Genomic DNA, 25497 nt, shown 5'->3' with positions numbered 1-25497 from the left:
GTAAGTCGATATATTTAAAGAATCGCAGATATAAGTTTCCTTTACGAATGACTACACCTTAATTAAACGAGTGTTACTGTGCTTGAACAGAAACAATTTCCTCTTGTTCTTCAGGTTTAACGAGTGCATAACGTTCCCACGCCCTACTTTTCCAGCGGAAGAACATAATAATGGCACGTGTCCATTCATCAATAGCAATCGCTAACCAAATACCAACGAGCCCCATATCTAAATGGAAGGCGAAAAAGTAACCGAGTGGTAAACTCATTAACACCATAGAGAATGCTCCGATCAAAACTGGGTACTTTGCATCACCAGCTGCGCGAAGTGAATTGATAATGACGATATTCATCGTACGTCCCGTTTCAAGTAGCACACTTAGTAAAAGAACTGACGCACCTAACGTAATAATGTGCGGATTATCTGTAAATAGTCCCATTAATTGTGTACGGAATGTAACGACGAGAGCGACCATACATAAAGTGACGCCAATTGCCCATTTTACACTTTTCCATACGCGTTCATACGCTTCATCTTTTTCACCACCGCCAACGAGGCGTCCGATAATAATGGCTGTTCCCATACCGATCGCAATCGCGAATAAATAAGTGAACATAGAAATGTTCGTAGCGTATTGTCTAGCCGCTAATGATTCCGTTCCTAAGTATGTTGCATAGTATAAGAAGACAATTTGGCAAGCTTGATACATAACCTGCTCAAATGCAGATGGAATCCCGATTTTTAAAATTTTTCCGATGTATTCCTTTGATAAGGTGAAGTAATATTGTAATTTCACACGGTATTCCATAACGCGGTACAGTAACCAGAAGAAAACGATAAGTGCGATAAGTCGGCTGACAGCAGAAGAAATGGCAGCCCCTTGTACACCGAGTTCTGGGAAACCAAATTTCCCGAAAATGAGTACGTAGTTTCCAGCGATATGAATAATATTCATTCCAAGTGAAATAAACATCGCTTGCTTTGTGAAGCCGTGTACGCGGATAATTGCGGCTAATGAATTAATAATAGCTTGAAGGAAAATAGCGCCTCCGACGATGGATAAATAGTTTTGCGCATACATGAGTACATCGCCTTGTAAGTTCATTGCCATCATCACATGTTTTGAAAATAAAAGAAAACCAGCGCTTATAATGAGTCCGACCACTAAATTTAATGTGACGGCTAAAGCTGATATTTTAGATGCTTCCATAAAACGTTTGGAACCGAGGTATTGAGATACGACGATAGCTGCGCCGTTCCCGATGACTTCTAGTACCAAAATAGCGATATGGAGATATTGATTCGCTGCACCAACCCCAGATACAGCATCGTCTGATAATGCACTTAACATGAAAGTATCAGCGATCCCCATTAACATAAATAGAAAAACTTCTAGAAAAATAGGCCATGTTAATAAGAATAAACTTAATTTCTCTGTCGGCCCGTTTTTTGCCTGAATTGCTGCCATGTCCGTCCCCTCTTTACCGATATCTATTTTTAGCAAGGTGTATCGTAACATACTTTCTTATCCTTTGCACTCATTTTAACCTACATATCTTTATTATGAAGGGAGCGCTATTTTATGATAAAAAGAGAAGGATAATTATGCACAAAGTATTATGGGATATAAAAATTATTTTTCTCTGATAATTTAGAAAAATATAAAAACATTCATTTTCAACACTTTAGTAAGGATAATCAGCAATATGAAACGTTTACAAAGGTTTATTTTTAAACAGAAAATTTTAATAAAATAGAAATATAAATATACAAAAATATATTTGTGTGTATAATATGAATTGTTAGAACATATATATATTTCTTTTTGTTTGAAAATGAAAGGGCTAACATTTTTGTGGAGGGTGGAAGAATGAAAAAAAAGATGCCAGTTTTTGTAGTATCAACAGTAGCGATGAGCATGATGTTAGGGGCATGTAGCTACCAAAAAGATGAACCGCAAGCGAACGCAAAAGGGGATAGCGGGAAAAGCGGTGCGAAGCAAGTTATTAATCTAATTGAAACGCAAGAAATTCCAACGATGGATCCAGCGTTATCAGCTGATGCGGTTTCTTCAAGAGTAATGACTAATACGATGGAAGGCTTATACAGTTTAGGAAAAGATGATAAGCTAGTTCCTGGTGTAGCGAAGGAATTCCAAAAGTCAGAAGACGGTAAAAAATATACATTTAAATTACGTGAAGACGCAAAATGGTCAAATGGTGAGCCTGTGACGGCGAAAGATTTCGTATACGCATGGCAAAGAGCAATTAACCCAGATACAGCTGCGAAATCAGCGTACATTATGTATGATATAAAAAATGCAGAGAAAATTAATAAAAAAGAGATGAGTCCGGATCAATTAGGTGTAAAAGCGATTGATGATCATACATTAGAAGTGGAATTAGACAATTCAATTCCATACCTTGTAGATTTAATGGTATATCCAATCTTCTATCCTGTGAATGAAAAGTTTGTAAAAGAACAAGGTACGAAGTTTGGTTTGGAAGCGAATACAACACTTTATAACGGACCATTTACATTAAGTGATTGGCAACATGAACGTAGCTTTAAAATGACAAAGAGCGCGTCATATTGGGACAATAAAGAAGTGAAGATTGAGGAAGTAAACTTTAATATTGTTAAAGATACGTCTACACCAATTAATTTATATGAAACAAACGCAGTCGATCGAGCGACGTTATTAGCGGAGTTCATCGATAAATATAAAGGAAAACCAGATTTCCAAACAGTAGAAGATACATCTGTATTCTTCCTTCGTTTAAATCAAAAAGATCCAGCGTTAGCAAATAAAAATATTCGTAAAGCAATTTCACTTGCTTTTGAACGTAAACCGTTCGTTGATACATTATTAAATAACGGTTCTAAGCCAGCGACAGGATTAATTCCTGATAATTTCATTAAAGGGCCGGATAAAAAAGACTTCCGTGCTGTAAATGGAGATATTGTAAAACCAAACGTGAAAGAAGCGAAGAAATATTGGGAAGCTGGTAAAAAAGAGCTTGGTAAAAATGAAATTGAATTAGAGCTATTAAATGAAGATGTTGAATTATCGAAGAAAACAGGTGAATATTTAAAAGGTGAGTTAGAAAAGAATTTACCAGGTTTAACAGTGAAAATTAAACAACAACCATTTGCGCAAAAACTAAAACTAGAAGATGCAGGCGATTTTGTCATGTCATTCTCTGGATGGAGTGCAGACTTCCCAGATCCAGTTACATACCTTGATATGTTTGTGACGGACGGATCGCAAAATAAAATGAAATACTCTAATCCGAAATATGATGAAATTATCATGAAAGCGAAGAAAGATGGAAGTGATGTAAATGCCCGTTGGAAAAACTTACTAGAAGCAGAGAAAATGTTACTTGATGACGCTGCGATTGTTCCAGTATATCAACGTGGTAGAGCATATATACAAAGAGAATCAATTAAAAATATGTACAACCATAAATATGGCGGTGATTTAAGCTTTAAATGGGCGTCAGTAGAGAAATAAGAAAAAAGCAGGTGATTGCCTGCTTTTTTTTTAATACGTACGTTTCTTATAAATACCTTTCCCGCCAACTTGGTTCCAGCCGGATTGTACATCCAAACTTTTATTAACAAACTTCATCTTTTCTTTACCGCCAAAGAGTTTTTCACCAATGCTATTTGTAATGACACCAATCAATGCTGTGATTCCGATGATGAGGGCAGCAACAGTGACAAAATCAATAAAAAAAGCAATCATTTGCAAATTCCCCCCTTTGCCTGTCTGTATGTTTATTGTATGAGATAAAAGATAAAAAAGAAAGAAATGTCAGAAAAATTATTGATTTATTTTAGAAATCGTATAGACATGGATGAGGATGTTTGTTAAAATGAGAACAAATGTTCCTTTGGATTCTCACTTGTATAGTCTTACATTTCTTAATTGATTTATGAAGAAAAGGTAAGAAAACGTTCTCTTTTTCATAGAGAAGATTATGGGGAAATAACTGTATATCACATGAAAAATCTATGACAAGCCAGTATTAAGAGGGTTGAAGGTTATTGTTAAATTACAGCTGAAGTGAGTGTGATCATGTTACATAGCAGTGGAATACACGGAAGAGTTTTCTCAATTAGAAGGAAATTTACTGTATATTTCTTGCAAAATCTATTGTATAATGATTATAGAAGTTACTTATTAAAAGTAATTGTTGTTTGCTCAAAGTTGTTGCTTACATGAAATGAGATTTTTTGCACTTTGTTATAAGACAAGGTATCGTAAAAAATTGCTGAATTTAGAAATTTAAACTGTAATTAGTACAGAATTTGTACTCTTTAAGGAGAGTGAGCTTTGTATGGTAACATTATATAGTTCTCCAAGCTGTACGTCTTGTAGAAAGGCGAAATTATGGCTAGAGGAAAATCATATTCCTTATACAGAACGTAATATTTTCTCAGATCCATTAACGATTGAGGAAATTAAAGAGATTTTACGTATGACAGAAAGCGGAACGGATGAGATTATTTCTACTCGTTCGAAAGTTTTCCAAGAATTAAATGTAAACTTAGAGTCTTTACCACTTCAAGATTTATATAAGATGATTCGTGACTATCCAGGGATTTTACGTCGTCCAATTATGATTGACGAGAAGCGCCTTCAAGTAGGTTACAATGAAGACGAAATCCGCCGTTTCTTACCACGTACAGTAAGAACGTTTCAATTACGTGAAGCACAGCGTCTTGTAAATTAATTATAATAATATGAAAACCTTCTACCTATTATATAGTAGAAGGTTTTTTTTAATGTTTCACATTTCGTAATCGAACTTGTTGCACGATAATACCGATGCATAGAACAGTGAAAATGAATAAGAAAGGCATGCTTGTGGTGAAATTTGGATTATTATGAAAGAACGTTGCAAGCCTGTCTTCATGTGTAACCATTTTTCCTGCTGTATAGGCGAGAATCGCTGCTCCGCAATAAATGAGGAATGGAAAGCGTTCCATAAGTATTAAAATAAGTTTGCTGCCCCAAATTATAATCGGGATAGAAATGAGTAAGCCGATTATTACGAGTAAAAATCTTCCGTGAGCTGCACCTGCAATGGCAATAACGTTGTCAAACCCCATAACGAGATCCGCGAATACAATTGTACGCACAGCTTGAAATAAAGTTGTTTTCCCCTGAATAGCAGAAAGATCGTTGCTATTATCAGTTAGTAAATTTACTGCAATTAATGTAAGTAAAACGCCCCCGATAAGTTGTAGAAATGGAATGTCGAGTAAATAGACAGCTAGTATAGTAAGGATAATTCTTAGAACGATTGCTAAAAGAGTACCAAGCAAAATGGCTTTATTTCGTTTCGATTCAGGTAAATTTCGGCTAGCTAGTGCGATGACGATTGCGTTGTCACCACCTAATACAACATCGATACCGACAATCATTAGTACAGATGTTAAAAACTCTAAGTCCATTCGTCTGCCTCCATTTATGATGTTTTAATAAGCGAACTGTATGTATGTGGTGAAGAGAGAGACTAAATCACCGTCTCTAATAAAAGTTTCACTTTATTACAGTGTACGGGGGAGGGTGGAAATGTATGTCCAAATTTTTCATGAGTGAGAAATCGCTATAATGATATATTTGTGTAGATGGTCGAATAAAGATAGGCATATAACTATTTTTGTAAAATAAATCGATTTTATTTCCATTCTGGAGAATCTTATCATAAAATGAGAGTACAAGAATCTATTGATTTGTCATATGAGTGGGGAATCCCTTCATAACAATTCTAAGCAGGAAGGGAGAGTTGTATTTTGGATATTGAAAGAATTAATGACCATACGATGAAATTTTTTATTACGTACATTGATATAGAGGATAGAGGGTTTAATCGTGAAGAAATTTGGTATGACCGCGAACGAAGTGAAGAGCTCTTTTGGGAGATGATGGACGAAGCTCGTGATCATGATGATTTCTTTATTGATGGACCGTTATGGATTCAAGTGCAAGCAGTCGATAAAGGGATTGAAGTACTTGTAACGAAAGCAGAGCTTTCAAAGGATGGACAAAAGCTAGAACTACCAATAGGTGTAGATAAAATTATAGACATTCCTCTAGATGAAGGCATTGAATCATTATTCCAGCAAGAATTAGTGGAAGAGGTAGAGGAACAAGCAGGAACAAACTTTAACGAAGATGGTACGTTTGGATTTTTAATTAAATTTAATGATTTTGAAGATGTCATTTCATTAAGCCACCGTCTTATCTTTGAAGATATAAAAGATGAGCTGTATTCATTTGAGAACCGCTATTATGTATATGTGGAATTCGATGAAGTGCTACATGATGAAGAAGAAATTGATCGTATTTTAAGTATTGTTTTAGAATACGGAGAAGAATCAACTTTAACAATTCATCGTGTAAGTGAGTATGGGAAACAAATTGTGAAAGAGCATGCGCTTGAAACAATTCGCAATAATTTTCCTGCTAAAACGTAGGCCGATTTCTGTAGTATGAAATCGGCTTTTTATATGAAGAATAGGAAAGCTTTCTTAGTAAGGAGGTAAGAGATGAAAAATACGTTAAAGTTGATTTTCTTTGTTTTACTATTGTTCGCGTTATTTGTTTCGTTACGTATGTTTATTGATGTAGCATTTTATTCGGATGTAATTGGTATAAAAGATGTTTCGATTTTAGGTATTATTAGTATTTTATTTACGGTATCTGCATTTTTAATTGGCTGCGTTATTTTCTTAGAGAATCGTCATCCGTCTAAAACACTTACATGGCTCATTGTGTTAGGCATTTTTCCGGTATTTGGATTCTTCGCTTATTTATTATTTGGACAGAACTTTCGGAGGAAGAGAATGTTCCAAAAGAAGGCGTTGCTCGATGAACAAGCATTTTTACAATATAAAGGGCATGAAGATTACGAAGAACGGATTTTGCGCAATCATAAGCACCAAGAGCTGTTATTTCGTTTAGCGGACCGCTTAGGCGCTTTAAATATTTCATTTCAAACTGAAACGAGAACATTAACAAATGGAGATGAAACGTTTCAGGCTATTTTAGATGGATTAAAACGAGCGAAACACCACATTCATATGGAATATTACATTGTGCGTGATGATAAGCTTGGAACAGAAATTAAAGATATTTTAATACAGAAATCAAAAGAAGGTGTTGTCGTTCGTTTTTTATATGATGCGGTTGGAAGTTTTAGATTATCGAATTCATATATTGAAGAATTGAATGATGCAGGAGTAGAAATGATTCCGTTTTTCCCTGTGCGCTTTCCGATTTTAAACGATAAGATTAATTATCGAAACCACCGGAAAATCGTTATTATTGATGGAAATGAAGGATTTGTCGGTGGATTAAATATTGGTGATGAATATTTAGGGAAGGATAAATATTTCGGTTTTTGGCGAGACACGCATTTATATTTGCGTGGTGAAGCTGTTCAAAGCTTGCAACTTATTTTCCTTCAAGATTGGTTTTATATGACTGGTGAGGCTGTGCTGGCCCCTGAATATTTACAAGCGAAAGCAGTTGAGGGTGATCATTGGGGAGGCGTACAGCTCGTTGCAGGTGGACCAGATAATAAATGGGAAACAATTAAACATTTATACTTTGCCATGATTTCATCTGCACGGAAATCAATTTGGATTGCGACGCCGTATTTCATTCCAGATGATGATATTTTATCCGCATTAAAGGTAGCTGCACTTGCTGGTATTGATGTCCGTTTGTTAATGCCGAGTAAGCCTGATAAGCGCACCGTCTTTTACGCATCGAGATCGTACTTCCCAGAGCTTTTAGATGCAGGGGTAAAGATATATGAATACGAAAAAGGCTTTCTTCATAGTAAAGTTGTCATTGTCGATTCTGATTTAGCTTCAATTGGGACTGCTAATATGGATATGAGAAGTTTTCATTTGAACTTTGAAGTAAATGCCTTTTTATATGATACAGACAGCATTCGAAAACTTGTTCAAGATTATAAAGAGGATATAGAAGAATCAAGTGAAATTCATGTCGATCGTTTTCATAAAAGGCGTCTTCATAGACGAATTGTTGAATCGACGTATCGATTATTATCACCTTTATTATAAAAAGAGATGTCCGAAATTGGGACATCTCTTTTTTAAAAGGAATTTGTAATAAATTGTAGAATATAAGGAGCTGAAAGGGTGTGATTCCGATGTTTATCGCCACAAGAGAAAACGGAGAAAAAATCTACTCTATCATCATGATGAAGAGCTTTTACATCGTATGCGTAAAAAGGAAAGCTTCTTTTGCATAGCTTGCGGGAAGGAAGTGCAAATGAAATTAGGGAAACAAAAAAGTTGGCATTTTGCTCATAAGAAAATGGACGCGTGTCTTGCCTTTTATGAAGCAGAATCTATGTATCATATGCACGGTAAAGAATTGTTATATAGGTGGTTCAAACGTCAAAACTTTCCTGTGTATATAGAGCACTATCTTCCAGAAATTCAGCAACGACCAGATATTTTCATAGAGAGAGCAGGGAGAACAATTGCGATTGAATACCAATGCGCCAATCTCTCTATAGAGCAGCTGTACAAACGAACCTATTCGTATTGGCGAGCTGGTATACAGGTCATTTGGATCATTGGTGGAAATCAATTGAAAAGGCAATCAGCATATTGGATGAAATTCTCCTCACTTATGGCTTTCTCCTTACAATCTTATCCTCAGCCATTTCTTATTTTCTTCTGTTCGAAACAAAAATCATTTATGAAATGCGCGTTTCTCACTTCATTTTCTACAAGCGTCTCTTTCTCACATATTATCTATTTACCAACTGAAACGACTACTTTTGAAATGCTCTTTTCTCCCGTCTCTTTCCGAAAAGAAACATTAGGTGAGGAATGGAAAAAGCGAAAGAGCTATTTTCGGCAAAATGCTCTGCCGATTTGGAATTACAATCATAAGTCACTATTACGCCTTTTATATCAATGTAAATGTACCCCAGCAAATTTTCCTTCTGAAATCGGTGTGCCACTCCCGTCCTCATTTGCTTTTCAAACAAATCCATTTATATGGCAAGCTTTTCTATATATAAAATGTATAGGTGAGCTTACGGTAGGGGAATGTATTTCCCTTCAATATGTATGTAGTTATGTGAAAACGTATACGAAAAGGCGCATGCTCCCGTACTTTTCACGGCATATATGGAAAGTAGCAGTTGCTGAATATATGACATTTTTATGTTATGCAGGTGTATTGCAGAAAGTAGGGACTTATAAGTACCGGAAAAAAAGAGAAGTAGTTATGTTAAAAACAGAGGAGGAAGTTATAAAATATGATGAAATTTGCTTAACGTATGCCTTATCTTTATTTGAGGCAAAGTACAACATGAGAGAAGGAAAAGGGGATATAATAAAGACTGATCGTGAAGGAATTACATAAGAAAAATCGAATTGTATGTAAGTAGAGATATTTAAAGGAGGGCTTAAAGGATGTCTGAACAAAACACAGCAAAAACATTACCAGATCGCAAAGAGATTGAAGAATCAAGTACGTGGCGACTAGAAGATATTTTCCAAACAGATGCAGAATGGGAAAAAGAATTCCAAGCCATTAAAGAGCTATTACCGAAGTTAACTGAATTTAAAGGGAAACTTGGTGACTCTGCGAACAATTTACTTGAAGCATTGCAATATGAAGACGAAATTTCAATGCGATTAGGTAAGCTATATACATATGCGCATATGCGTTACGATCAAGATACAACAAACTCTGTGTATCAAGCATTAAATGACCGCGCAACAAATTTATATTCACAAGTATCTAGTAGCACAGCATATATTGTGCCTGAGATTTTATCGATTTCAGAAGATACACTGCAAACATTCTTGACAGAAAATAGAGACTTAAGTGTATATGAACATGCATTAGAAGAAATTACGCGTCAACGCCCGCATGTATTATCTGAAGCGGAAGAGGCTCTATTAGCAGAAGCATCTGAAGTAATGAGTGCGTCAAGTAATACATTTGGTATGTTGAATAATGCGGATTTGAAATTCCCATCTATTAAAGGTGAGGATGGAGAAGAAGTGGAAATTACACATGGTCGTTACATTCAGTTTTTAGAAAGTGATGATCGTCGTGTGCGCGAAGATGCATTCAAAGCTGTATATGAAACGTACGGGAAATATAAGAACACATTTGCAAGCACGTTAAGCGGAGCTGTGAAACGTAATAATTTCAATGCGCGTGTTCGTAAATACGATTCTGCACGTCAAGCGGCATTAAGTAATAATAATATTCCTGAAGCGGTGTATGATCAACTTGTTGAATCTGTAAATGATAATTTACACTTGCTACATCGTTACATTGATATTCGTAAGCGTGCACTAGGACTTGATGAGCTTCATATGTATGATTTATATACACCACTTGTACCAGAAGTGAAAATGAACGTGAAGTATGAAGAAGCACAAGACATGTTATTAAAGTCTTTAAACGTACTTGGTGATGAGTATGTTGACATTTTAAAAGAAGCATATGAAAATCGCTGGGTAGATGTGTATGAGAATAAAGGAAAGCGAAGCGGAGCATATTCATCTGGTGCATATGGAACAAATCCGTATATTTTAATGAACTGGCATGATAATGTAAATAATTTATATACACTTGCTCATGAGTTCGGTCATTCCGTGCATAGTTACTATACAAGAAAGACGCAGCCGCACGTATACGGTGATTATTCAATCTTCGTTGCGGAAGTAGCATCAACTTGTAATGAAGCACTTCTAAACGATTATTTATTAAAAACGACAGAAGATAAGAAAGAGCGTCTATACTTATTAAATCATTATTTAGAAGGATTCCGTGGTACTGTATTCCGTCAAACGATGTTCGCAGAGTTTGAGCATATTATTCATAAGAAAGTACAAGAAGGACATGCGGTTACGCCAGACATGTTAACGAAGATCTACTATGATTTAAATAAGAAATATTTCGGTGATGCTTTAGTAATCGATGAAGAAATTGGTTTAGAGTGGTCGCGTATTCCGCACTTCTACTACAACTATTACGTATACCAATACGCAACAGGATTTAGTGCAGCAACGGCTTTATCTAAACAAATTTTAGAAGAGGGGCAACCAGCAGTAGAACGTTACATTAATGAGTTCTTAAAAGCAGGAAGCTCAGATTATCCAATTGAAGTGCTGAAAAAAGCTGGAGTAGATATGGCATCTCCAGAACCGGTAAAAGAAGCGCTACAAGTATTTGAAGAGAAATTAAATGAATTAGAAGCATTATTATTTGAAGAGAAGTAATTGTAAAGACGAGGAATTTACCTCGTCTTTTTTGTTTTTAATATTTTTTGTCGGTATTTGTCGAAGGAATAAGGTGAATTTCTTTCTTTTTTCTAAATTAGAAGGCAGTTTTACAGGTGATTTTTGTAGTTAAAACCCTTTAAATCGTTTTTTATGGTTGAAATAAGAGAGAGCGATGACAATGACTCCAAATAAAAGAGGGAAGGCAATAATTTTAGGAAAAGCTTGTAGTAGAGAGAGGATGTACAAGAAAAAAGAAACGATGACAGCTAGTAAGATAAGTAAAATATACGTTTTTTTCATACGGAACACCTCCAAAATAGCTTTTTTATAGCTTATTCAGAAATGAAAACGTTTAGAATGTGACAAAAGTGTGAAATTCGACAAAAGGGGTTGTCATCTGACGTCGAATCTTGTAATATAATAAGCGTGAACGAATTCACATACAAACATATACCCCTTTGTTTGAACGTGAAAATTTCTCCCATCCCCTTTAATATTTTTATAAGCCGTAAAGAAAAAGACCTGGTGTTTTACACCAGGTCTTTTTCTTTTGCTATCCATTTCCAATAACGCTCACATTTTACGTCAATCATTTGTACTTTTCGTTTCAGTTGTAATTTTTTCAGTTCACGCTCGATCTCTTGCTGCGAGCAGTCATATATAAATGCTACTTCTTTTGAAGATATAAATTGCGTTGCTTCTAGTAACACTTCTAAAGGTGGTAATGGTTCTGGCTCGATTTCACATTTTACAAGTTCTTTCAATAATTGTACGTATACGTCGTAGGAATAAGTTCCAGCGATTTTAATACCTTCTTCATCTGAATTCGCATGAAAGAATACGAGAGAAGGTATTTCTGTAATGTGCATCTCATTTGTAAATTTTAAGTCACATTGGAAAGCTTTTTTTGCGCTAGCGGAATGTAGGTCTTTTTTAAATTCTTCTACATCAATATCGCTATCTCTTGCACATGCAAGTAATAATTCGCAGTCAGGGTTTGATACATTTTCAAGGAAAATGTATTCTTGGAGTTTTCGCAAAAACTTCAAACCTGCTTTTCGGCCCTGTAACTCCGCTGCCTTAATTGCCATCGAAACTAAATATGGTGTTGACGATGATTCTTGCATATGTACCTTTCCATCACATGAAAAACCTTGTAAACTTGTTGTCTTTTCCCACACAAATCGAATATTAGCAGGTTTATTCCATTTGTGTGAGGAAGTGTTCGTTCCATCCACTTTTCCTGTTACGATATGACGAATAGAGAAGTATTTCCCGTATTCAAGCCATAGTTTAATAATAAAGGGCTCAATTTCCCAGCAATCTTTGCAAAGTGGATCAATAAATAAATATGCTTCTACAGACTTATGCTCACATGCGGAAGGAGATGGCATATTTATATGCATTGCTTCCTGCTTATCCATTACACTTCACCTGTTTCGTTTGGAGTATTAACCATATGCTGAGCAGTTAGCGCTAAACGTTCAAAAACGAACTCTCTTATATGACCGTGCACTCCTGTGTCATCCATTGCTTGCTCCATACATGATAGCCAAGCCTCTGCTCGTTTTGGAGTAATCTCAAACGGAAGATGGCGTGCTCTTAACATAGGATGACCATGTTCTTCAGTGTACAAATTAGGACCACCTAAATATTGCGTTAAAAATTGTTTCTGCTTCCTAGCGGTTTCTGTTAAATCATCCGGGAAGATGGGAGATAGGTCAGGGTGTTTACTGACATAGGAATAAAACGTGTCTACTAATATTGCAATGCATTGTTCACCGCCAATTGCTTCAAATGGTGTCATCGGTTGCTTGCTCATCCTTTATAAACTCCTTTTTCCATGAAATGTATATCTATTGTAGCAATGGAATGTTCTAGAGGGCAAATAAACAGCCTTCATAACGTTCTTTGCTTATTTTTCAAATGTAAAAGAATCTTTTCCTTTTAAAAAGTGAGATATATCCACTAGTAGAACGTATTCACTAGTGGAATTTTCACTTTAGCGTGCTTTGTTTTGTTTGGCAAGGAAAAAGCGTTTTACTTTATTATTTGTATGACGGATTGGTATGTCGTGCTGTTTTAATAAATGAATAAATGCAGCTTTTCCTGTTTCTTCATCTTGCACTTCAAATTCAATTTCATAATCATCGTGATTGTAATAGAAACTATGATCAAAGACAAGCGTTCCGCCTTCAAATAGTGTTTCGGCTCTTTCAGTTGTTAAACTACCCATATAAGTTAAAGTGGAAACAGGAATTTGTAATTTGTGTAGTTGATTCATTACAGCCCCTGGAATGATTCCGTTTGTTTCCATCATCATTCTTGCTTCGTCTTCTGTTACGACTTGATGTGTTTCTAACAAGCCGATTTCTGCAGGTTGTTTCAATGTTAATGTATAAGTTTCTCCTTTATGACGAATACGAAGTGCAGAGCCAGCTTCTTTTAACGAGAAGCCCGGTGTTTCAAAGTAGTGATTCACCTGTTTCGTAAATACCTCAATAGAGAATGATTTACATAATGTATTGAATTCTTCTTCTGTAACAATATTTTTAAATTCAATTTCAATTTCTTGTGTCATTGTATGCGCGCTCCTTTTAAAAAATAATTCTTTACACATTATCGCTTTTTCATAAATTTGGTTCAATGTTTTATTTGTTTGCGTCCATGTTATGATACAATAATACTGTTAAGTAAGACAGGAAGTTGAGATGGAGGAGTTAGAGCATGCAAAATAAAATTCAAGTTAAGAGCGTAGAAAAGAGAGAGAATGCGCTTATTTTTTGTGCGGAAAATAATGAAATAGAGGTAAAGGAGTTAAGTGCGCGTAATCACGTACTTGTAGACTCAGACAATTTATCATTTTTATATATTTTAGAAAACGAATCATCTTTCATTTATGTAAGTATTCCGCACACATGCTGGGAAGCAATGCATGAAGCGATGAATAACGATATAGTAATGTTCGTTCGTGTGAATGACGTTGAAATGGAATTAGAAAATTTAAAAGAAGAAGTAGAATATTTAGTTGAAAATATTGAAGGTAATGCAAATTACGGAGAAGAACTAGTAACTGCTGTAGAAAAAGTATTTCTATAAGCAAATGGATTGATTTTGGTGGTGGTTGAAATGAATCGAAATTGGGAAGAATTTTTAGCACCTTACCATCAAGCGGTGGCAGAGCTGAAAGTGAAACTAAAAGGAATGCGTACTCAATTTGCAATGTTAACAGAGCATTCTCCAATTGAGTTTGTAACAGGAAGGGTAAAGTCGGTTGCTAGTATTATTGATAAAGCGGAGAAGAGAAATGTACCGCTAGATCGGCTGAGAGAAGATATGCAAGACATCGCGGGCCTTCGAATGATGTGTCAATTTGTTGATGAGATTAAGCCTGTTGTAGAATATCTTCGAAAACGAAATGACTTTGAAATCGTGGAAGAACGTGATTATGTCACGCAAAAGAAAGATAGTGGCTATCGCTCTTATCACGTTGTCATTAGTTACCCCGTTCAAACGATTCAGGGAGAAAAAAAAGTATTGGTAGAAATCCAAATACGCACGTTAGCAATGAATTTTTGGGCAACAATTGAGCATTCTTTAAATTATAAATATAGTGGACGTTTTCCTGAAGATATTAAAATACGCTTGCAACGCGCAGCGGAAGCGGCGTTTTTATTAGATGAAGAAATGTCTTCTATTCGTCTTGAGATTCAAGAAGCGCAGAAAGCTTTTTCAAGAAAACAAGAAACGAAAGATTCCGAATCATAAACTAAAGGGTGTTGGGCGATGAAATTTACAATTATGTCAAAGGGAGATCAATCATCAGATACACTGGCAAGCACGATGAAAGAATACTTGCTAGATTTTGGATTTATAATGGATGAAAAGGAACCCGATATTGTAATTTCTGTTGGGGGAGATGGAACGCTTTTATATGCATTTCATCGTTATTATAATCGATTGGATGAAACAGCATTTGTTGGTGTACATACAGGGCATTTAGGTTTCTATGCAGATTGGTTACCGACAGAAGTAGAGAAATTAGTAATTGCAATTGCTAAAACACCATTCCAAGTGGTGGAATATCCGCTTTTAGAAGTGATTATTCGCTATGTGAATGGGAGTAAAGAGTCACAGTATTTGGCGATGAATGAAGCAACTGTTAAAAGTGCGGAAGGTACATTAGTAACAGAAGTGGAAATACGCGGAGAGTACTTTGAAACGTTCCGCGGGGATGGCCTTTGTATTTCTACTCCTTCGGGAAGTACTGCGTATAATAAGGCGCTTGGCGGAGCTATTATTCACCCTTCTATTGAAGCGATTCAAATTGCAGAAATGGCATCTATTAATAACCGTGTGTTTCGTACTGTAGGCTCGCCACTCGTATTGCCGAAGCATCATACATGTGTGTTGAAGCCGGCTGCAGGAATGAACTTACAAATTACGGTGGACCATTTAACGATGGTTCATCAAGATGTGAAATCAATCCAGTATCGCGTTGCAAACGAGAAAGTACGATTTGTTCGTTTCCGTCCGTTCCCGTTCTGGAAACGAGTTCGTGACTCGTTTGTTGCAGATAAATAGAAAGGGTTTATATATTTGAACAGATTTACATTGAAATGGGATATAGAATCGGCTGAAGAGGGAACTTTAGTTAGAGAATTTTTAAAAACAAAAGGGATTTCTAAAGCCGCCTTAACGGATATAAAATTTCGCGGCGGAGCTATTGAAGTAAATAATCAACATGCCAGTGTTCGTCATCAGTTGCAAGCTGGTGAAGAATTACGTGTCTTTTTTCCAGTGGAAGAAAGAAGTGAAGGGATGATTAAAGAAGATATCCCTTTATGTATTGTATATGAAGATGATGCGGTTCTTGTCATAAACAAAGAGGCGAACATGTCAACGATTCCGTCTAGAGAACATCCGGCAGGTAGTGTTGCGAATGCGCTCTTATCTCATTATGATAAGCAGCATCTTGCAAGTACGGTGCATATCGTAACAAGATTAGATCGTGATACTTCAGGGCTTATGCTTATTGCAAAAAATCGTTTCGTGCATCATCTTTTATCGAAACAGCATCAACAAAAAGCTGTGAAAAGAACATATGAAGCAATTGTTCACGGTGAGATGATAGAACGAGAAGGAACGATTGATGCACCGATTGGACGAAAATCGGATAGCATTATTGAGCGAACCGTTTGTGAAAATGGGCAAAGAGCAGTTACTCATTTTAGAGTGATGGATAGCGCCAATCATAAGACGCATGTATCACTTGAGCTTGAGACCGGAAGAACGCATCAAATTCGTGTACATATGGCTCATATAGGCCACCCGTTACTTGGTGATGATTTATATGGAGGAAGAAGAGATGTGATAAAACGTCAAGCACTTCATAGTACATCTTTGACGTTTTATCATCCTATTTTAGAGAAGGAAATGTCTTTCACTACAACGATTCCAAGCGATATGGAAGAGGTATTAAGGTATACTTAAAAAGGGAACAAAATTCTTCGTTACATAAGAATTTTGTTCCCTTTTTTCTTAGCGGAATAATATTAAAATTTGATTTTCACCCGTGCGCTTTATAACGAAAAAGCCACTTTCGGATTTTGTAGCAATGCCATCGTTATTTGGACGACAATATCCATGCGTTTCGCAAGTGCCGTCATCGCGTACTAACATTTGTCCAATTAATCCGACAGGAAGCCACTCGGTACGATCTTTTCTTGCTATATATTTGCAAGTTGGATCCCATTCTGTATTTAAAAGAGGTTGTATGTCTTGCGATTCCGTACGTACATATTGGCGTTTTCCAAAGTTATCTGTTTTATAGCGTTTTTGCCAACTTAAAGCACCGCTATTTCCTATAAGGGCGGGGGTTGCACTAGATATTCCTAAAATGAATGAATCGTTTGAAGTAGCGATCCGAATTTTTTCTTCGCTACTAAATGTAACGAAATAACCTACATCAATAAAATTATTGTCTGTTGTTTCAAACATTTGTGCAAAATCAGTTCCACTTGCATTGTAAGAAGCGCCATCAATATACATTTCCCCATTATGAGCAAGCCACTTTGCACCGATATTATGATCGGTTTCATTTGTGCCGTTTGCAATAAACCAAGAATAAGATTCTTCTGCTATGCCGAAGCGCCCCATAATATGGCTACCTGCAAAATGAGCTGTTGATGTATGATTACCTTCCGCATGAGAAGAGAATCCGTTAGCGATAGTCGCGGTTCCTTCTGCATGTGCTGCTTCGCCTAAAGCGATTGTATGTTTACCTTCCGCATGAGAATAAGAGCCACCTGCTGTCGTTTCACTTCCTTCACTATGGGAACTATGTCCAGTTGCTTTCGTTTTTGATCCTTCCGCATGAGAGAAAGAAGCTTTTGCGTGTGTAAGAAGTCCTTCTGCATGTGAAGCTGTACCCTCTGCATTAGAGTGAAGCCCCTCTGCATGTGCATATCGTCCCCCTTTTTTTACTTTTGTATTTTCAGGTGTAGGAGTTTGAATTATGATCGTTTTTTCTGTTTGTATATCATTGGATGGTGCTAATGCTTCTCTTATTTTTTTCACTTGATTTATAATAGCAGCTGGAATTTCTGATTCTGCTTTTTTATTTATTGCGACAGGGATGTCTTCTTCTGTATTTTTCTCTGTTTGCTCAGAAGGCACAACCTGTTCAGTGTGAGTAGAGAGAGGTTTATTTTTTTGCTGCATCTTTGTTTTTCTATTATCGATTATGCGGCTCATTACAGTATTTTCTAAAGAGACATATTTTGGTTTAGCTTTGTTTTTGGGGGAAGCCCCTTGTCCGTTCGGTTCTTCTAAAGCTGCAGCTCGAATGCTGCACCAGTTGTTAATTCCGTACATGGGCAGATAAAAAGGCGGGCATTTTCTTTTTTGTTTAGAAGATTTTTTCTTCATTCTGTCACCTCCTGCGACAGTATATGCCGTGTAATTAAAAAAAGATGCACTTTATTGCATCTTTTTTTAATTACTTTACCCAGTTTTATAGGAGAGCCGCCTAAATGATAAGGTAATCCTCGTAATTTGTGAATGGTATCTGAAATAAGGATAGTTATGAAATTGGGCGAAATTTCTCAGGGACAAAAGACAGGGAGGAAGGGACGGAAACGGTCTCCATCTCAGGATAACGTAGTCCGGTTAGTTTGCCACCAAATACAGCGCCAGTGTCAATATTGACTGTATGATTTACGAAGCGAGGTTCTTTAACGGGTGTATGTCCATATACAATCCAAGATTTTCCTTTATATTCTTGTGCCCAGTCGCGACGGACAGGAGAGCCGTCAGCATGTTTTTCCCCTGTAATATCGCCATATAATACAAAGGTTTGTACTTTTTTATCTTGTCTTCCTATGTAATCTTGCCGAATTCCAGCGTGACATACAATTAACCTTTTCTCATCGAGTACGTGATATAAAGGGGATTGCTCATAAAGTGTGATGAATTTTTCTTTTATAATGTTTTGTTTATGAGAAGGCAGTGCTTCATATTCGGCAACAGTTGTTTCGAGTCCATGAGCGATTGTCACATTACGCCCGAGGAAAAAACGGTATAGTTTATTACAGTGATTTCCCGGAGCGTAATAAGCTACTTTTTTATTTATGACAAGTTCCCATACAATTTCAATCATACGTAATGAATGAGGGCCGCGATCTGTAATATCACCAACAAAAGCAAGCCTACGTTGGTCAGGGTGAAACGGCAGGTCACTATTCCAGTTGTATCCGAGTTTCGTCGTTAAATCTTGAAACTCTTGAAAGCATCCATGAATATCCCCTATAATGTCAAATTTCATATTTAAACCTCCACCATATTTTTCATTAGTATATCTAAAAAAGGATAGAGATAAAAATATACTGTTTTTGCTCGTCATTTAAACATAAAGATTTTCGTTCTTGAGCGAACGTTTAAAACGAATCCAATCGCTATCATGTATGTGAGTAAGGAACTTCCTCCGTAGCTCATAAGGGGTAATGTAATTCCCGTAATAGGTAGTAATCCGATGGTCATCCCGATATTTTGAAATACTTGAAAGGTAAACATTCCGATTGTACCAGCACAGATGTAACTACCGAAAGGGTCATTACTTTCTAAAGCGATATGAATCATGCGGAAAATAAGTAGGAAAAAAAGTGAAATAATGACACTTGCACCTAAAAAGCCGAATTGCTCAGCGACATTGGTGAAAATAAAATCCGTATGTGGTTCTGGAAAGTATACTTGTCCATTTTCCCAACCTTTTCCTTGCATTTCCCCTGATCCAGTAGCTAAGAAAGCTTGTCTTAATTGATAGCCTTGCGCATCATATTTGTATGGCGCTAACCAGCCGTAGAAGCGATTTAGTTGATATTCTTGTAAAATGTGTGCTTTAAAGAATTTTGTATGAGTAAAAAAAATATACGTTAATGTAACGCCAGCTACAAAAATACCAGAAACTAATCCGAAAATAAAACGCCAACGTATACCAGAAACTAGTATCATTGCTGCGAGCATAGCTGAAATTACCATTGTATTTCCTAAATCAGGTTCCTTTGCAATAAGTAGTAGGGGTGGCAAACTTGTTGCACATATTTTTCCGAGTAATAAAAAATCGCCGTGTATTGTTCGGAAAAAATATTTCTCATTGTGATTTGCTATAATTCGTCCGGTGACGATAATTAAAAACAATTTCATAATTTCAGAAGGCTGGAAATTTCCGATACCTGGAAGCCTGTACCAAGCGGTCGCACCTTTTATTGTAACGGCACCTGGTACTTGAAGTTCTAGTCCAATTAGTAGTACCAATGCAAAGCTATATAAATACCAAGCAATTTTTTGATAACGATCGAAATCGATAATCATAATAAAACCGATGGCTATAAATCCAATGAAGTACCATTGGATTTGCTTTAATACAAAATTTACATTTTGCAAAAATGGTGGTAAAGAGGCTTGTGCACTTGCAATTGCAAAGCAACTAACAGTCCCAATGGCAAATAAGATGAATAGTAATACGTAGTCTATTTGATATTGAGAATTTGGATCTTTCAATGTATGTATTCCTTTCTATCGCCTAGTAAGTATATGGATCATGTCATGATAAAAATAATATACAAGCAGACTATGCATACATTTATTCCACTATTTGTGGGAAGTCATACATCACGAGGAAGGAATAGCTCCTCCCTTGTGATGGACTATATTGCACGGAGCTTTTTTGTAATGATATTTAAACAATAAGAAAGTCGTGCATGTGTATTTTTATCTGGAATGAGGTTTGGAAATAAATCGTAAAATTTGGTCGCATTTTTATACCATCCGTAAGCTCTTATTAAACCTTTTTTATAATATTTGGCGTCTTGTAAGAAACCATACTTTTTCGAGGTTAAAACGAGGTGAGAAAAATCTTCACAGCCCTCAAGGAATTTGTGACGTACTTGCTGTCCAGTATGAAGACGGAATGAACTTAAGGGCTCAGTTATATACATCGCATCACCTTTTGAAAGTAAACTTATCCAAGAGGCCATATCAACACTACAACCATATTTTCTGCCATTTAAAGTGCCGAAAGGTTCCGGTAATAGGCTTTTTCTAAAGAGTACGATTGTAGGCTCACCGATAATATTTTGTCCGGCCATAAGCATACGGTTTCCAAAATCTTTCCCATTTAGTAGAGTATCTTCATCATATAATTTTTTCATGGAGGGATGTTGTTCAATTATATCTCCATTATCATCAATCCAAGTGCGATAGGATGTGATAAGCGCGAGATCTTTATTTAAGTCTTGTTGGAAATGAGACATCATTTTTTCGATTTTATTATTATAAAATATATCATCGTCCATTAAGAAATTTATGTACTCTCCATTTGATTTTTCTAAGAGCATAAGGGCGTTATGAAATTGTCCTAGAGTAGAGGCATTTCGAATGTACGTTATATGTTTATGCTTATGTAAATAATGTCTGTAGATTAATTTTTCTGTTTCATTATTTGTGCTATCGTCTCCTACAATAATTTCAATATTTGAATACGTTTGCGCTAGTGCACTTTCTAGAGCAATTTTAAAATAATGTGGTCGATTATAGGTGGGAATAAGGATGGAAACAAGAGGTGGATTTTTTATATTATTCATATACAACTACCTTTCAGAAATTTTTTGTGTAAGAATAATATCTTGATAACTTGTGTGTTCAGTTCTACAACACCATGAACCATAATGGGGGGGAGTCTGTACTTCTAGCCCATACTTATTTAATAGGGTACGAATATCTTCCTCAGGATAGGCAACTGCGAAATTAGGGATATCTTTATTTAGAACATAACAATTGTCAATTTGATGATAAAAACCTAACGTACTTAGTCCTGCATTTAAGTAATAGGATGATTCAGGGTTAATTAAAAAGAAAGTAATAAAACATCTCCCATCTTTTTTCAGAACTCGTGCAATCTCGCATACGTAATGTTCTAATTCTTTCGGAAGGAGATGGGTAAATACTGAAGTTAAAAAAATAAAATCAAATGATTCATCTTCATATGGAAACTTGTATTGGGAAGCATCTTCTTTTCCATCGGGATTGTAGAATTGATTATATATATCGACATGTTCAAAATGGAAATTGTTACGGCGTGTAGAAATGTTATTTTTGCACCATGTAATTCCCGCATTGAATAAGTCAAATCCATAATAAGTACCTTCATCGCTTAAATAATTCATTAATGGAACCGCCATTCGGCCAATGCCACAGCCTACATCTAACACTGTTTCATTTGATTTTAAATTGCCAATTTCAATAAAATACTGCATAAACTCTTTTCCAACTTCTTCAAAATCACCACCTACATATTGAACGAGTTCTGGGGGTGGAATTAATGTGATTTTTTTCTCGTTTTCGTTCATACATTCACTCCGTCCTTGTAGTAAAGTAGGGGATTTCTATTGTATATATAAGTTAATCATTTATAGTGAGGGGAACTTTACACAATTAGTTCTTATGAATAAGTAGTGTAATAGAACCCCTCAAAAAATAAAATCATATTCTATTCTTTTCGCCAATAAATACCGAAATCATCAATTTTAGTAATAGGAGCTTTTAAATTTCTTTCATTTCTGAAATCTGTTACAGCTTCTGCACATGTTACTAATCCGTAGTCATCAATAATAATAAAGCCACTTGTTGAAACTTTGTCGTATAAGTTTACAAGACTATCCATCGTTGATTCATACATATCACCATCGAGGCGAGCAATTGCAATTTTTTCTATCGGTGCTGAAGGCAATGTATCTTTAAACCAACCCTTTAAAAATTTCACCTGGTCATTTAATAAATCGTATTTTCTAAAGTTTTCTTGCACTGTTTCTAAAGAAACTCGTAAGTAATCGAATGTGTGCAAATAATCACCATAATCTTTTGGATATTGTTCTAAGTTAGGTGCGGGCAGACCTTCAAATGAATCGGCAACCCATACAGTACGATCCTTAATGTTGTTTGCTTGTAAAAATCCATTCATAAAAATGCATGATCCTCCGCGCCATACACCAGTTTCAATAAAATCGCCTTCTATATTTTCCCTGACTACAGTTTCCATAGCCTCTTGTAATTGATTCATACGCTTTCGACCAACCATACTGTGTGCAGCTCTTGGCCAATCCTTGCCACCTTGACGCTCATTGTTTGAAACGTTAGGATTAACGATTTTTAAATTGTGATTTTCTACATACTGCTTAAGAAATAAAGGAAGTGGAACCGTAACTGGTTCATATGATAGTTCTTTAGATATATGTAACGAAGCAGGTAAGTATGGTTCGTATTCTAACCATATTTCAAATAAAATTGTTTTCTTTAATAACTCAAGATAAAGCTGGACAGCCGATTTATTTTCCATATAAGTGCCTCCTGCGGAATGTCATACAACATTATGACTATGTAGAAAAGGAAGATTTAATGATTGAATTTAAAAATGAAAAAGCAGTAAAACTGATATCAGTTTTACTGCTAAGTAAAAAATTAAGCAACTTTTTCAATAATAATAGATGCACTCGTACCAAGAGCTAATGATAGCCCAAGCCCTGTAACAATTACTTCAACTAATGATGGAGTTGTCGTAATTTGCGTAATTGCTTGAATAACGATAGGTGCTCCAAGTGAGATTAAACTTGATCCAGTACCTGGTACAGGTACTCCATTCACTTGGATTGTAAGACCTCCTAATGCACTGACTGTTGCAGTATTAGCGATAACAGTAATTTTATAGAATCCAGTTTCACTAATTACGAAAGTATCAGCATCTAATTGAGAAATTGCTGTACCAAACTGAGATCCAACAGTATTAAATGGTAGTGGATCATTAATTCCTAGATCTAAAGAAATTCCACCGGAGTTAAATGCATATAATCCTGCTGGAAGTCCTAGTCCGGATGGCCCAGTTGGTCCAGTCGGTCCAGTTGGCCCAGTCGGTCCGGTAGCACCAGTTGGTCCAGTAGCGCCAGTGTCACCAGTTGGCCCAGTTGGTCCAGTAGCACCAGTGTCACCAGTCGGTCCAGTCGGTCCAGTTGGTCCAGTTGGCCCAGTTGGTCCAGTCGGCCCAGTTGGTCCAGTCGGCCCAGTTGGTACAGTTGGCCCAGTCGGCCCAGTTGGTCCAGTCGGCCCAGTTGGTCCGGTAGGAAGGGTAAACGGTGGTATTGGTGGTAATGTTGGTCCTACAAGATTAGGGTCAAATGCACTAGCTGATAAAGATTCATCGGGATTCAATCCATCTGAATAATTATTATTTGACATAAATTCACCTCCATAAAGCGTTCATTATATAGTAGATGCAAAACCGGAAGAAAATGACACGGACATTTGAATTATTGAAAAGAAATCTTAAAATGCTTGTGCAAGTTAAAAAAGTGGAAAGTTTATTGTATGTATAACATATGATTGATTTGGAAGAGGGTGATTATGTTGAACAAGCAAGGAATTACAATTAGTTTATGTATGATTGTTCGAGATGAGGAAGATACAATAGGTCGATGTTTAGATGCAGTCGAAAAAATTGTTGATGAAATTATTATAGTTGATACAGGTTCCATTGATCGAACGAAAGAAATTGTAGCTCAATATACCTCTAACATATATGACTTTCCATGGATTAATGATTTTGCAGCAGCAAGAAATTTTTCTTTTTCAAAAGCAACGCAAGAGTATATATTGTGGCTAGATGCAGATGACGTATTATTAGAAGATGCTCAAGAAGCATTGAAACTCTTAAAAAGAGAATTAGATCCTAAAATTGATGCTGTTTCGATGCCTTATCATCTTGCATTGGATTCTAGCGGGAAACCTTTATATTGTACAAAAAGAAATCGACTTGTAAAGCGTGAAAAACAATTTCAATGGTTTGGAAAGGTTCATGAGTATTTAGCTATTTCTGGTGAAACTTTTAGTAGTAATGTTGCTATTACACATAAAAAAGAAAAAAAGGTAACAAATCGTAATTTGAAAATTTTTCAAAATGCTGTAGCTGCAGGAGAAGAATTGAGTCCGAGAGATTTATTTTATTACGCAAATGAATCTATGGATAACCAAAAATATGATGATGCAGTTATGCTATATGAAACATTCCTTAATCAAGACGAAGGATGGTATGAAGAGAAAATTTATGCATGTGGTAAGTTAGGGGATTGCTATGCAAAGCTTGGATCACGGGAAAAGGCAATTGAATCTTGCGTGAAGTCGTTTCGATATGATGTTCCTAGAGGAGAGAATTGTACAAGAATAGGATATATATATATGGAACAACAAAAATATAACGAAGCGATATTTTGGTTTAAACTTGCAACGGAAGTACCAATGGCGACGGAGAGTCCGTTTCATAGTCCAGCGAGCTACACATGGCTTCCCTATTTACAAATGTGTATTTGTTATAGCAAGTTAGGAGAGCAAGACAAGGCTTATTATTACAATGAATTAGCAGCTGCTTATGTTCCAAATAATGCTGCAATCGAATATAACCGCAAATATTTTCGGGATGTTTTTGATAAACAATATAAAGTGTAATAAGTTTCGTTTTGTTAGAAATGGTTTATCGTTATTCTAACTCTAATAGATTGGTTATATATTAGTGTATCAGTAATGGAACCAATATTAGGTGAATGAGATTTATATTTCAAATTCAATTTGCATAAGGAGTGTGTA

At 36.0% G+C, this 25497-nt stretch carries 24 protein-coding genes and 1 pseudogene; 11 read left to right on the top strand and 14 right to left on the bottom strand.

What is annotated here, in order from left to right; genetic code table 11:
* Positions 1 to 73 precede the first annotated feature (73 nt).
* Complete coding sequence (locus tag JDS99_RS20450) at positions 74 to 1519, bottom strand: MATE family efflux transporter (protein WP_199695611.1); 1446 nt, start codon at positions 1517 to 1519, stop codon at positions 74 to 76.
* Positions 1520 to 1870: 351 nt separating this feature from the next.
* Between JDS99_RS20450 and JDS99_RS20445 the strand changes: the two genes are divergently transcribed.
* Positions 1871 to 3517, top strand: coding sequence for a peptide ABC transporter substrate-binding protein (locus tag JDS99_RS20445; protein ID WP_088062468.1), 1647 nt, complete (start codon positions 1871 to 1873; stop codon positions 3515 to 3517).
* Positions 3518 to 3547: 30 nt separating this feature from the next.
* Here JDS99_RS20445 and JDS99_RS20440 read toward each other — a convergent pair whose 3' ends face one another.
* On the bottom strand, positions 3548 to 3751 hold the full coding sequence (locus JDS99_RS20440; protein WP_000559978.1) for a hypothetical protein: 204 nt from the start codon (positions 3749 to 3751) through the stop codon (positions 3548 to 3550).
* A 595-nt stretch (positions 3752 to 4346) separates the two neighbouring features.
* On the opposite strand from JDS99_RS20440, the gene spx reads away from it, so the two are divergent.
* Positions 4347 to 4742 carry a transcriptional regulator Spx gene (spx, locus tag JDS99_RS20435; protein WP_000258267.1) on the top strand — a complete coding sequence of 132 codons (396 nt, stop codon included), beginning with the start codon at positions 4347 to 4349 and terminating at the stop codon, positions 4740 to 4742.
* A 49-nt stretch (positions 4743 to 4791) separates the two neighbouring features.
* On the opposite strand, the gene JDS99_RS20430 is transcribed toward spx, so the two are convergent.
* Entirely contained in the window at positions 4792 to 5466 is a 675-nt protein-coding gene (locus JDS99_RS20430) for a TerC family protein (protein ID WP_199695610.1), read from the bottom strand.
* 342 nt (positions 5467 to 5808) lie between these two features.
* Here JDS99_RS20430 and mecA point away from each other — a divergent pair, with 342 nt between their 5' ends.
* From mecA to pepF, 4 genes and pseudogenes are all read left to right on the top strand, one after another.
* Positions 5809 to 6492 carry an adaptor protein MecA gene (gene mecA / locus JDS99_RS20425; protein WP_000350711.1) on the top strand — a complete coding sequence of 228 codons (684 nt, stop codon included), beginning with the start codon at positions 5809 to 5811 and terminating at the stop codon, positions 6490 to 6492.
* 72 nt (positions 6493 to 6564) lie between these two features.
* Positions 6565 to 8109, top strand: coding sequence for a cardiolipin synthase (locus JDS99_RS20420; RefSeq protein WP_000799209.1), 1545 nt, complete (start codon positions 6565 to 6567; stop codon positions 8107 to 8109).
* 80 nt (positions 8110 to 8189) lie between these two features.
* Positions 8190 to 9430: pseudogene (locus JDS99_RS20415) on the top strand (competence protein CoiA).
* Between the two features lie 50 nt (positions 9431 to 9480).
* On the top strand, positions 9481 to 11307 hold the full coding sequence (gene pepF / locus JDS99_RS20410; RefSeq protein WP_087984733.1) for an oligoendopeptidase F: 1827 nt from the start codon (positions 9481 to 9483) through the stop codon (positions 11305 to 11307).
* 129 nt (positions 11308 to 11436) lie between these two features.
* On the opposite strand, the gene JDS99_RS20405 is transcribed toward pepF, so the two are convergent.
* The 4 genes from JDS99_RS20405 to JDS99_RS20390 form a co-directional block, all read right to left on the bottom strand.
* The gene (locus JDS99_RS20405) at positions 11437 to 11610 is read right to left on the bottom strand and encodes a hypothetical protein (protein ID WP_046957017.1); all 174 of its coding nucleotides are present in this window, start codon (positions 11608 to 11610) and stop codon (positions 11437 to 11439) included.
* Positions 11611 to 11840: 230 nt separating this feature from the next.
* Entirely contained in the window at positions 11841 to 12734 is an 894-nt protein-coding gene (locus tag JDS99_RS20400; RefSeq protein WP_199695609.1) for a ClpXP adapter SpxH family protein, read from the bottom strand.
* Positions 12734 to 13132, bottom strand: coding sequence for a globin domain-containing protein (locus JDS99_RS20395; protein WP_000043382.1), 399 nt, complete (start codon positions 13130 to 13132; stop codon positions 12734 to 12736). Before JDS99_RS20395 ends, JDS99_RS20400 begins: the two co-directional genes overlap by 1 nt.
* A gap of 180 nt (positions 13133 to 13312) precedes the next feature.
* Positions 13313 to 13891, bottom strand: coding sequence for a CYTH domain-containing protein (locus JDS99_RS20390; protein ID WP_199695608.1), 579 nt, complete (start codon positions 13889 to 13891; stop codon positions 13313 to 13315).
* Between the two features lie 146 nt (positions 13892 to 14037).
* Here JDS99_RS20390 and JDS99_RS20385 point away from each other — a divergent pair, with 146 nt between their 5' ends.
* Genes JDS99_RS20385 through JDS99_RS20370 form a run of 4 tightly spaced genes read left to right on the top strand, consistent with a single transcriptional unit; the run spans position 14038 to position 16803 of the window.
* Entirely contained in the window at positions 14038 to 14409 is a 372-nt protein-coding gene (locus tag JDS99_RS20385) for a UPF0738 family protein (RefSeq protein WP_001179996.1), read from the top strand.
* A 30-nt stretch (positions 14410 to 14439) separates the two neighbouring features.
* The gene (yjbM, locus tag JDS99_RS20380) at positions 14440 to 15078 is read left to right on the top strand and encodes a GTP diphosphokinase (RefSeq protein ID WP_001081480.1); all 639 of its coding nucleotides are present in this window, start codon (positions 14440 to 14442) and stop codon (positions 15076 to 15078) included.
* Positions 15079 to 15096: 18 nt separating this feature from the next.
* Positions 15097 to 15894, top strand: coding sequence for an NAD kinase (locus JDS99_RS20375; protein WP_000673190.1), 798 nt, complete (start codon positions 15097 to 15099; stop codon positions 15892 to 15894).
* 15 nt (positions 15895 to 15909) lie between these two features.
* Positions 15910 to 16803 carry an RluA family pseudouridine synthase gene (locus tag JDS99_RS20370; protein ID WP_087984736.1) on the top strand — a complete coding sequence of 298 codons (894 nt, stop codon included), beginning with the start codon at positions 15910 to 15912 and terminating at the stop codon, positions 16801 to 16803.
* 48 nt (positions 16804 to 16851) lie between these two features.
* Here the strand turns inward: JDS99_RS20370 and JDS99_RS20365 are convergent, their stop codons facing one another.
* From JDS99_RS20365 to JDS99_RS20335, 7 genes are all read right to left on the bottom strand, one after another.
* Positions 16852 to 18240 carry a peptidase G2 autoproteolytic cleavage domain-containing protein gene (locus JDS99_RS20365; protein WP_199695607.1) on the bottom strand — a complete coding sequence of 463 codons (1389 nt, stop codon included), beginning with the start codon at positions 18238 to 18240 and terminating at the stop codon, positions 16852 to 16854.
* A gap of 154 nt (positions 18241 to 18394) precedes the next feature.
* Entirely contained in the window at positions 18395 to 19135 is a 741-nt protein-coding gene (prpE, locus tag JDS99_RS20360; protein WP_199695606.1) for a bis(5'-nucleosyl)-tetraphosphatase PrpE, read from the bottom strand.
* Positions 19136 to 19209: 74 nt separating this feature from the next.
* Positions 19210 to 20370 carry an FtsW/RodA/SpoVE family cell cycle protein gene (locus tag JDS99_RS20355; protein WP_060489343.1) on the bottom strand — a complete coding sequence of 387 codons (1161 nt, stop codon included), beginning with the start codon at positions 20368 to 20370 and terminating at the stop codon, positions 19210 to 19212.
* 146 nt (positions 20371 to 20516) lie between these two features.
* Positions 20517 to 21452: a glycosyltransferase family 2 protein gene (locus tag JDS99_RS20350; protein ID WP_199695605.1), complete on the bottom strand. Its 936-nt coding sequence runs from the start codon at positions 21450 to 21452 to the stop codon at positions 20517 to 20519.
* A 6-nt stretch (positions 21453 to 21458) separates the two neighbouring features.
* Complete coding sequence (locus JDS99_RS20345; protein WP_199695604.1) at positions 21459 to 22217, bottom strand: class I SAM-dependent methyltransferase; 759 nt, start codon at positions 22215 to 22217, stop codon at positions 21459 to 21461.
* A 140-nt stretch (positions 22218 to 22357) separates the two neighbouring features.
* Entirely contained in the window at positions 22358 to 23203 is an 846-nt protein-coding gene (locus JDS99_RS20340) for a TylF/MycF family methyltransferase (RefSeq protein WP_199695603.1), read from the bottom strand.
* Between the two features lie 122 nt (positions 23204 to 23325).
* Positions 23326 to 24096 carry a BclA C-terminal domain-containing protein gene (locus JDS99_RS20335; protein WP_199695602.1) on the bottom strand — a complete coding sequence of 257 codons (771 nt, stop codon included), beginning with the start codon at positions 24094 to 24096 and terminating at the stop codon, positions 23326 to 23328.
* A gap of 165 nt (positions 24097 to 24261) precedes the next feature.
* Between JDS99_RS20335 and JDS99_RS20330 the strand changes: the two genes are divergently transcribed.
* Positions 24262 to 25359 carry a glycosyltransferase gene (locus JDS99_RS20330; protein ID WP_199695601.1) on the top strand — a complete coding sequence of 366 codons (1098 nt, stop codon included), beginning with the start codon at positions 24262 to 24264 and terminating at the stop codon, positions 25357 to 25359.
* Positions 25360 to 25497: the final 138 nt, after the last annotated feature.

It is taken from the genome of Bacillus cereus group sp. N6 (genome assembly GCF_016483705.1).
Lineage (GTDB): Bacteria > Bacillota > Bacilli > Bacillales > Bacillaceae_G > Bacillus_A > Bacillus_A wiedmannii.
The sequence above is the reverse complement of the archived record's forward strand: the minus strand, read 5'-3'. Positions and strand labels throughout refer to the sequence as shown.

Coding starts and splice junctions, on each gene's coding strand:
- JDS99_RS20450 (WP_199695611.1), bottom strand. CDS start 1,519: ATGTTACGATACACCTTGCTAAAAATAGATATCGGTAAAGAGGGGACG.
- JDS99_RS20445 (WP_088062468.1), top strand. CDS start 1,871: ATGAAAAAAAAGATGCCAGTTTTTGTAGTATCAACAGTAGCGATGAGC.
- JDS99_RS20440 (WP_000559978.1), bottom strand. CDS start 3,751: ATGATTGCTTTTTTTATTGATTTTGTCACTGTTGCTGCCCTCATCATC.
- spx (WP_000258267.1), top strand. CDS start 4,347: ATGGTAACATTATATAGTTCTCCAAGCTGTACGTCTTGTAGAAAGGCG.
- JDS99_RS20430 (WP_199695610.1), bottom strand. CDS start 5,466: ATGGACTTAGAGTTTTTAACATCTGTACTAATGATTGTCGGTATCGAT.
- JDS99_RS20420 (WP_000799209.1), top strand. CDS start 6,565: ATGAAAAATACGTTAAAGTTGATTTTCTTTGTTTTACTATTGTTCGCG.
- pepF (WP_087984733.1), top strand. CDS start 9,481: ATGTCTGAACAAAACACAGCAAAAACATTACCAGATCGCAAAGAGATT.
- JDS99_RS20405 (WP_046957017.1), bottom strand. CDS start 11,610: ATGAAAAAAACGTATATTTTACTTATCTTACTAGCTGTCATCGTTTCT.
- JDS99_RS20400 (WP_199695609.1), bottom strand. CDS start 12,734: ATGGATAAGCAGGAAGCAATGCATATAAATATGCCATCTCCTTCCGCA.
- JDS99_RS20395 (WP_000043382.1), bottom strand. CDS start 13,132: ATGAGCAAGCAACCGATGACACCATTTGAAGCAATTGGCGGTGAACAA.
- JDS99_RS20390 (WP_199695608.1), bottom strand. CDS start 13,891: ATGACACAAGAAATTGAAATTGAATTTAAAAATATTGTTACAGAAGAA.
- JDS99_RS20385 (WP_001179996.1), top strand. CDS start 14,038: ATGCAAAATAAAATTCAAGTTAAGAGCGTAGAAAAGAGAGAGAATGCG.
- yjbM (WP_001081480.1), top strand. CDS start 14,440: ATGAATCGAAATTGGGAAGAATTTTTAGCACCTTACCATCAAGCGGTG.
- JDS99_RS20375 (WP_000673190.1), top strand. CDS start 15,097: ATGAAATTTACAATTATGTCAAAGGGAGATCAATCATCAGATACACTG.
- JDS99_RS20365 (WP_199695607.1), bottom strand. CDS start 18,240: ATGAAGAAAAAATCTTCTAAACAAAAAAGAAAATGCCCGCCTTTTTAT.
- prpE (WP_199695606.1), bottom strand. CDS start 19,135: ATGAAATTTGACATTATAGGGGATATTCATGGATGCTTTCAAGAGTTT.
- JDS99_RS20350 (WP_199695605.1), bottom strand. CDS start 21,452: ATGAATAATATAAAAAATCCACCTCTTGTTTCCATCCTTATTCCCACC.
- JDS99_RS20345 (WP_199695604.1), bottom strand. CDS start 22,217: ATGAACGAAAACGAGAAAAAAATCACATTAATTCCACCCCCAGAACTC.
- JDS99_RS20340 (WP_199695603.1), bottom strand. CDS start 23,203: ATGGAAAATAAATCGGCTGTCCAGCTTTATCTTGAGTTATTAAAGAAA.
- JDS99_RS20335 (WP_199695602.1), bottom strand. CDS start 24,096: ATGTCAAATAATAATTATTCAGATGGATTGAATCCCGATGAATCTTTA.
- JDS99_RS20330 (WP_199695601.1), top strand. CDS start 24,262: ATGTTGAACAAGCAAGGAATTACAATTAGTTTATGTATGATTGTTCGA.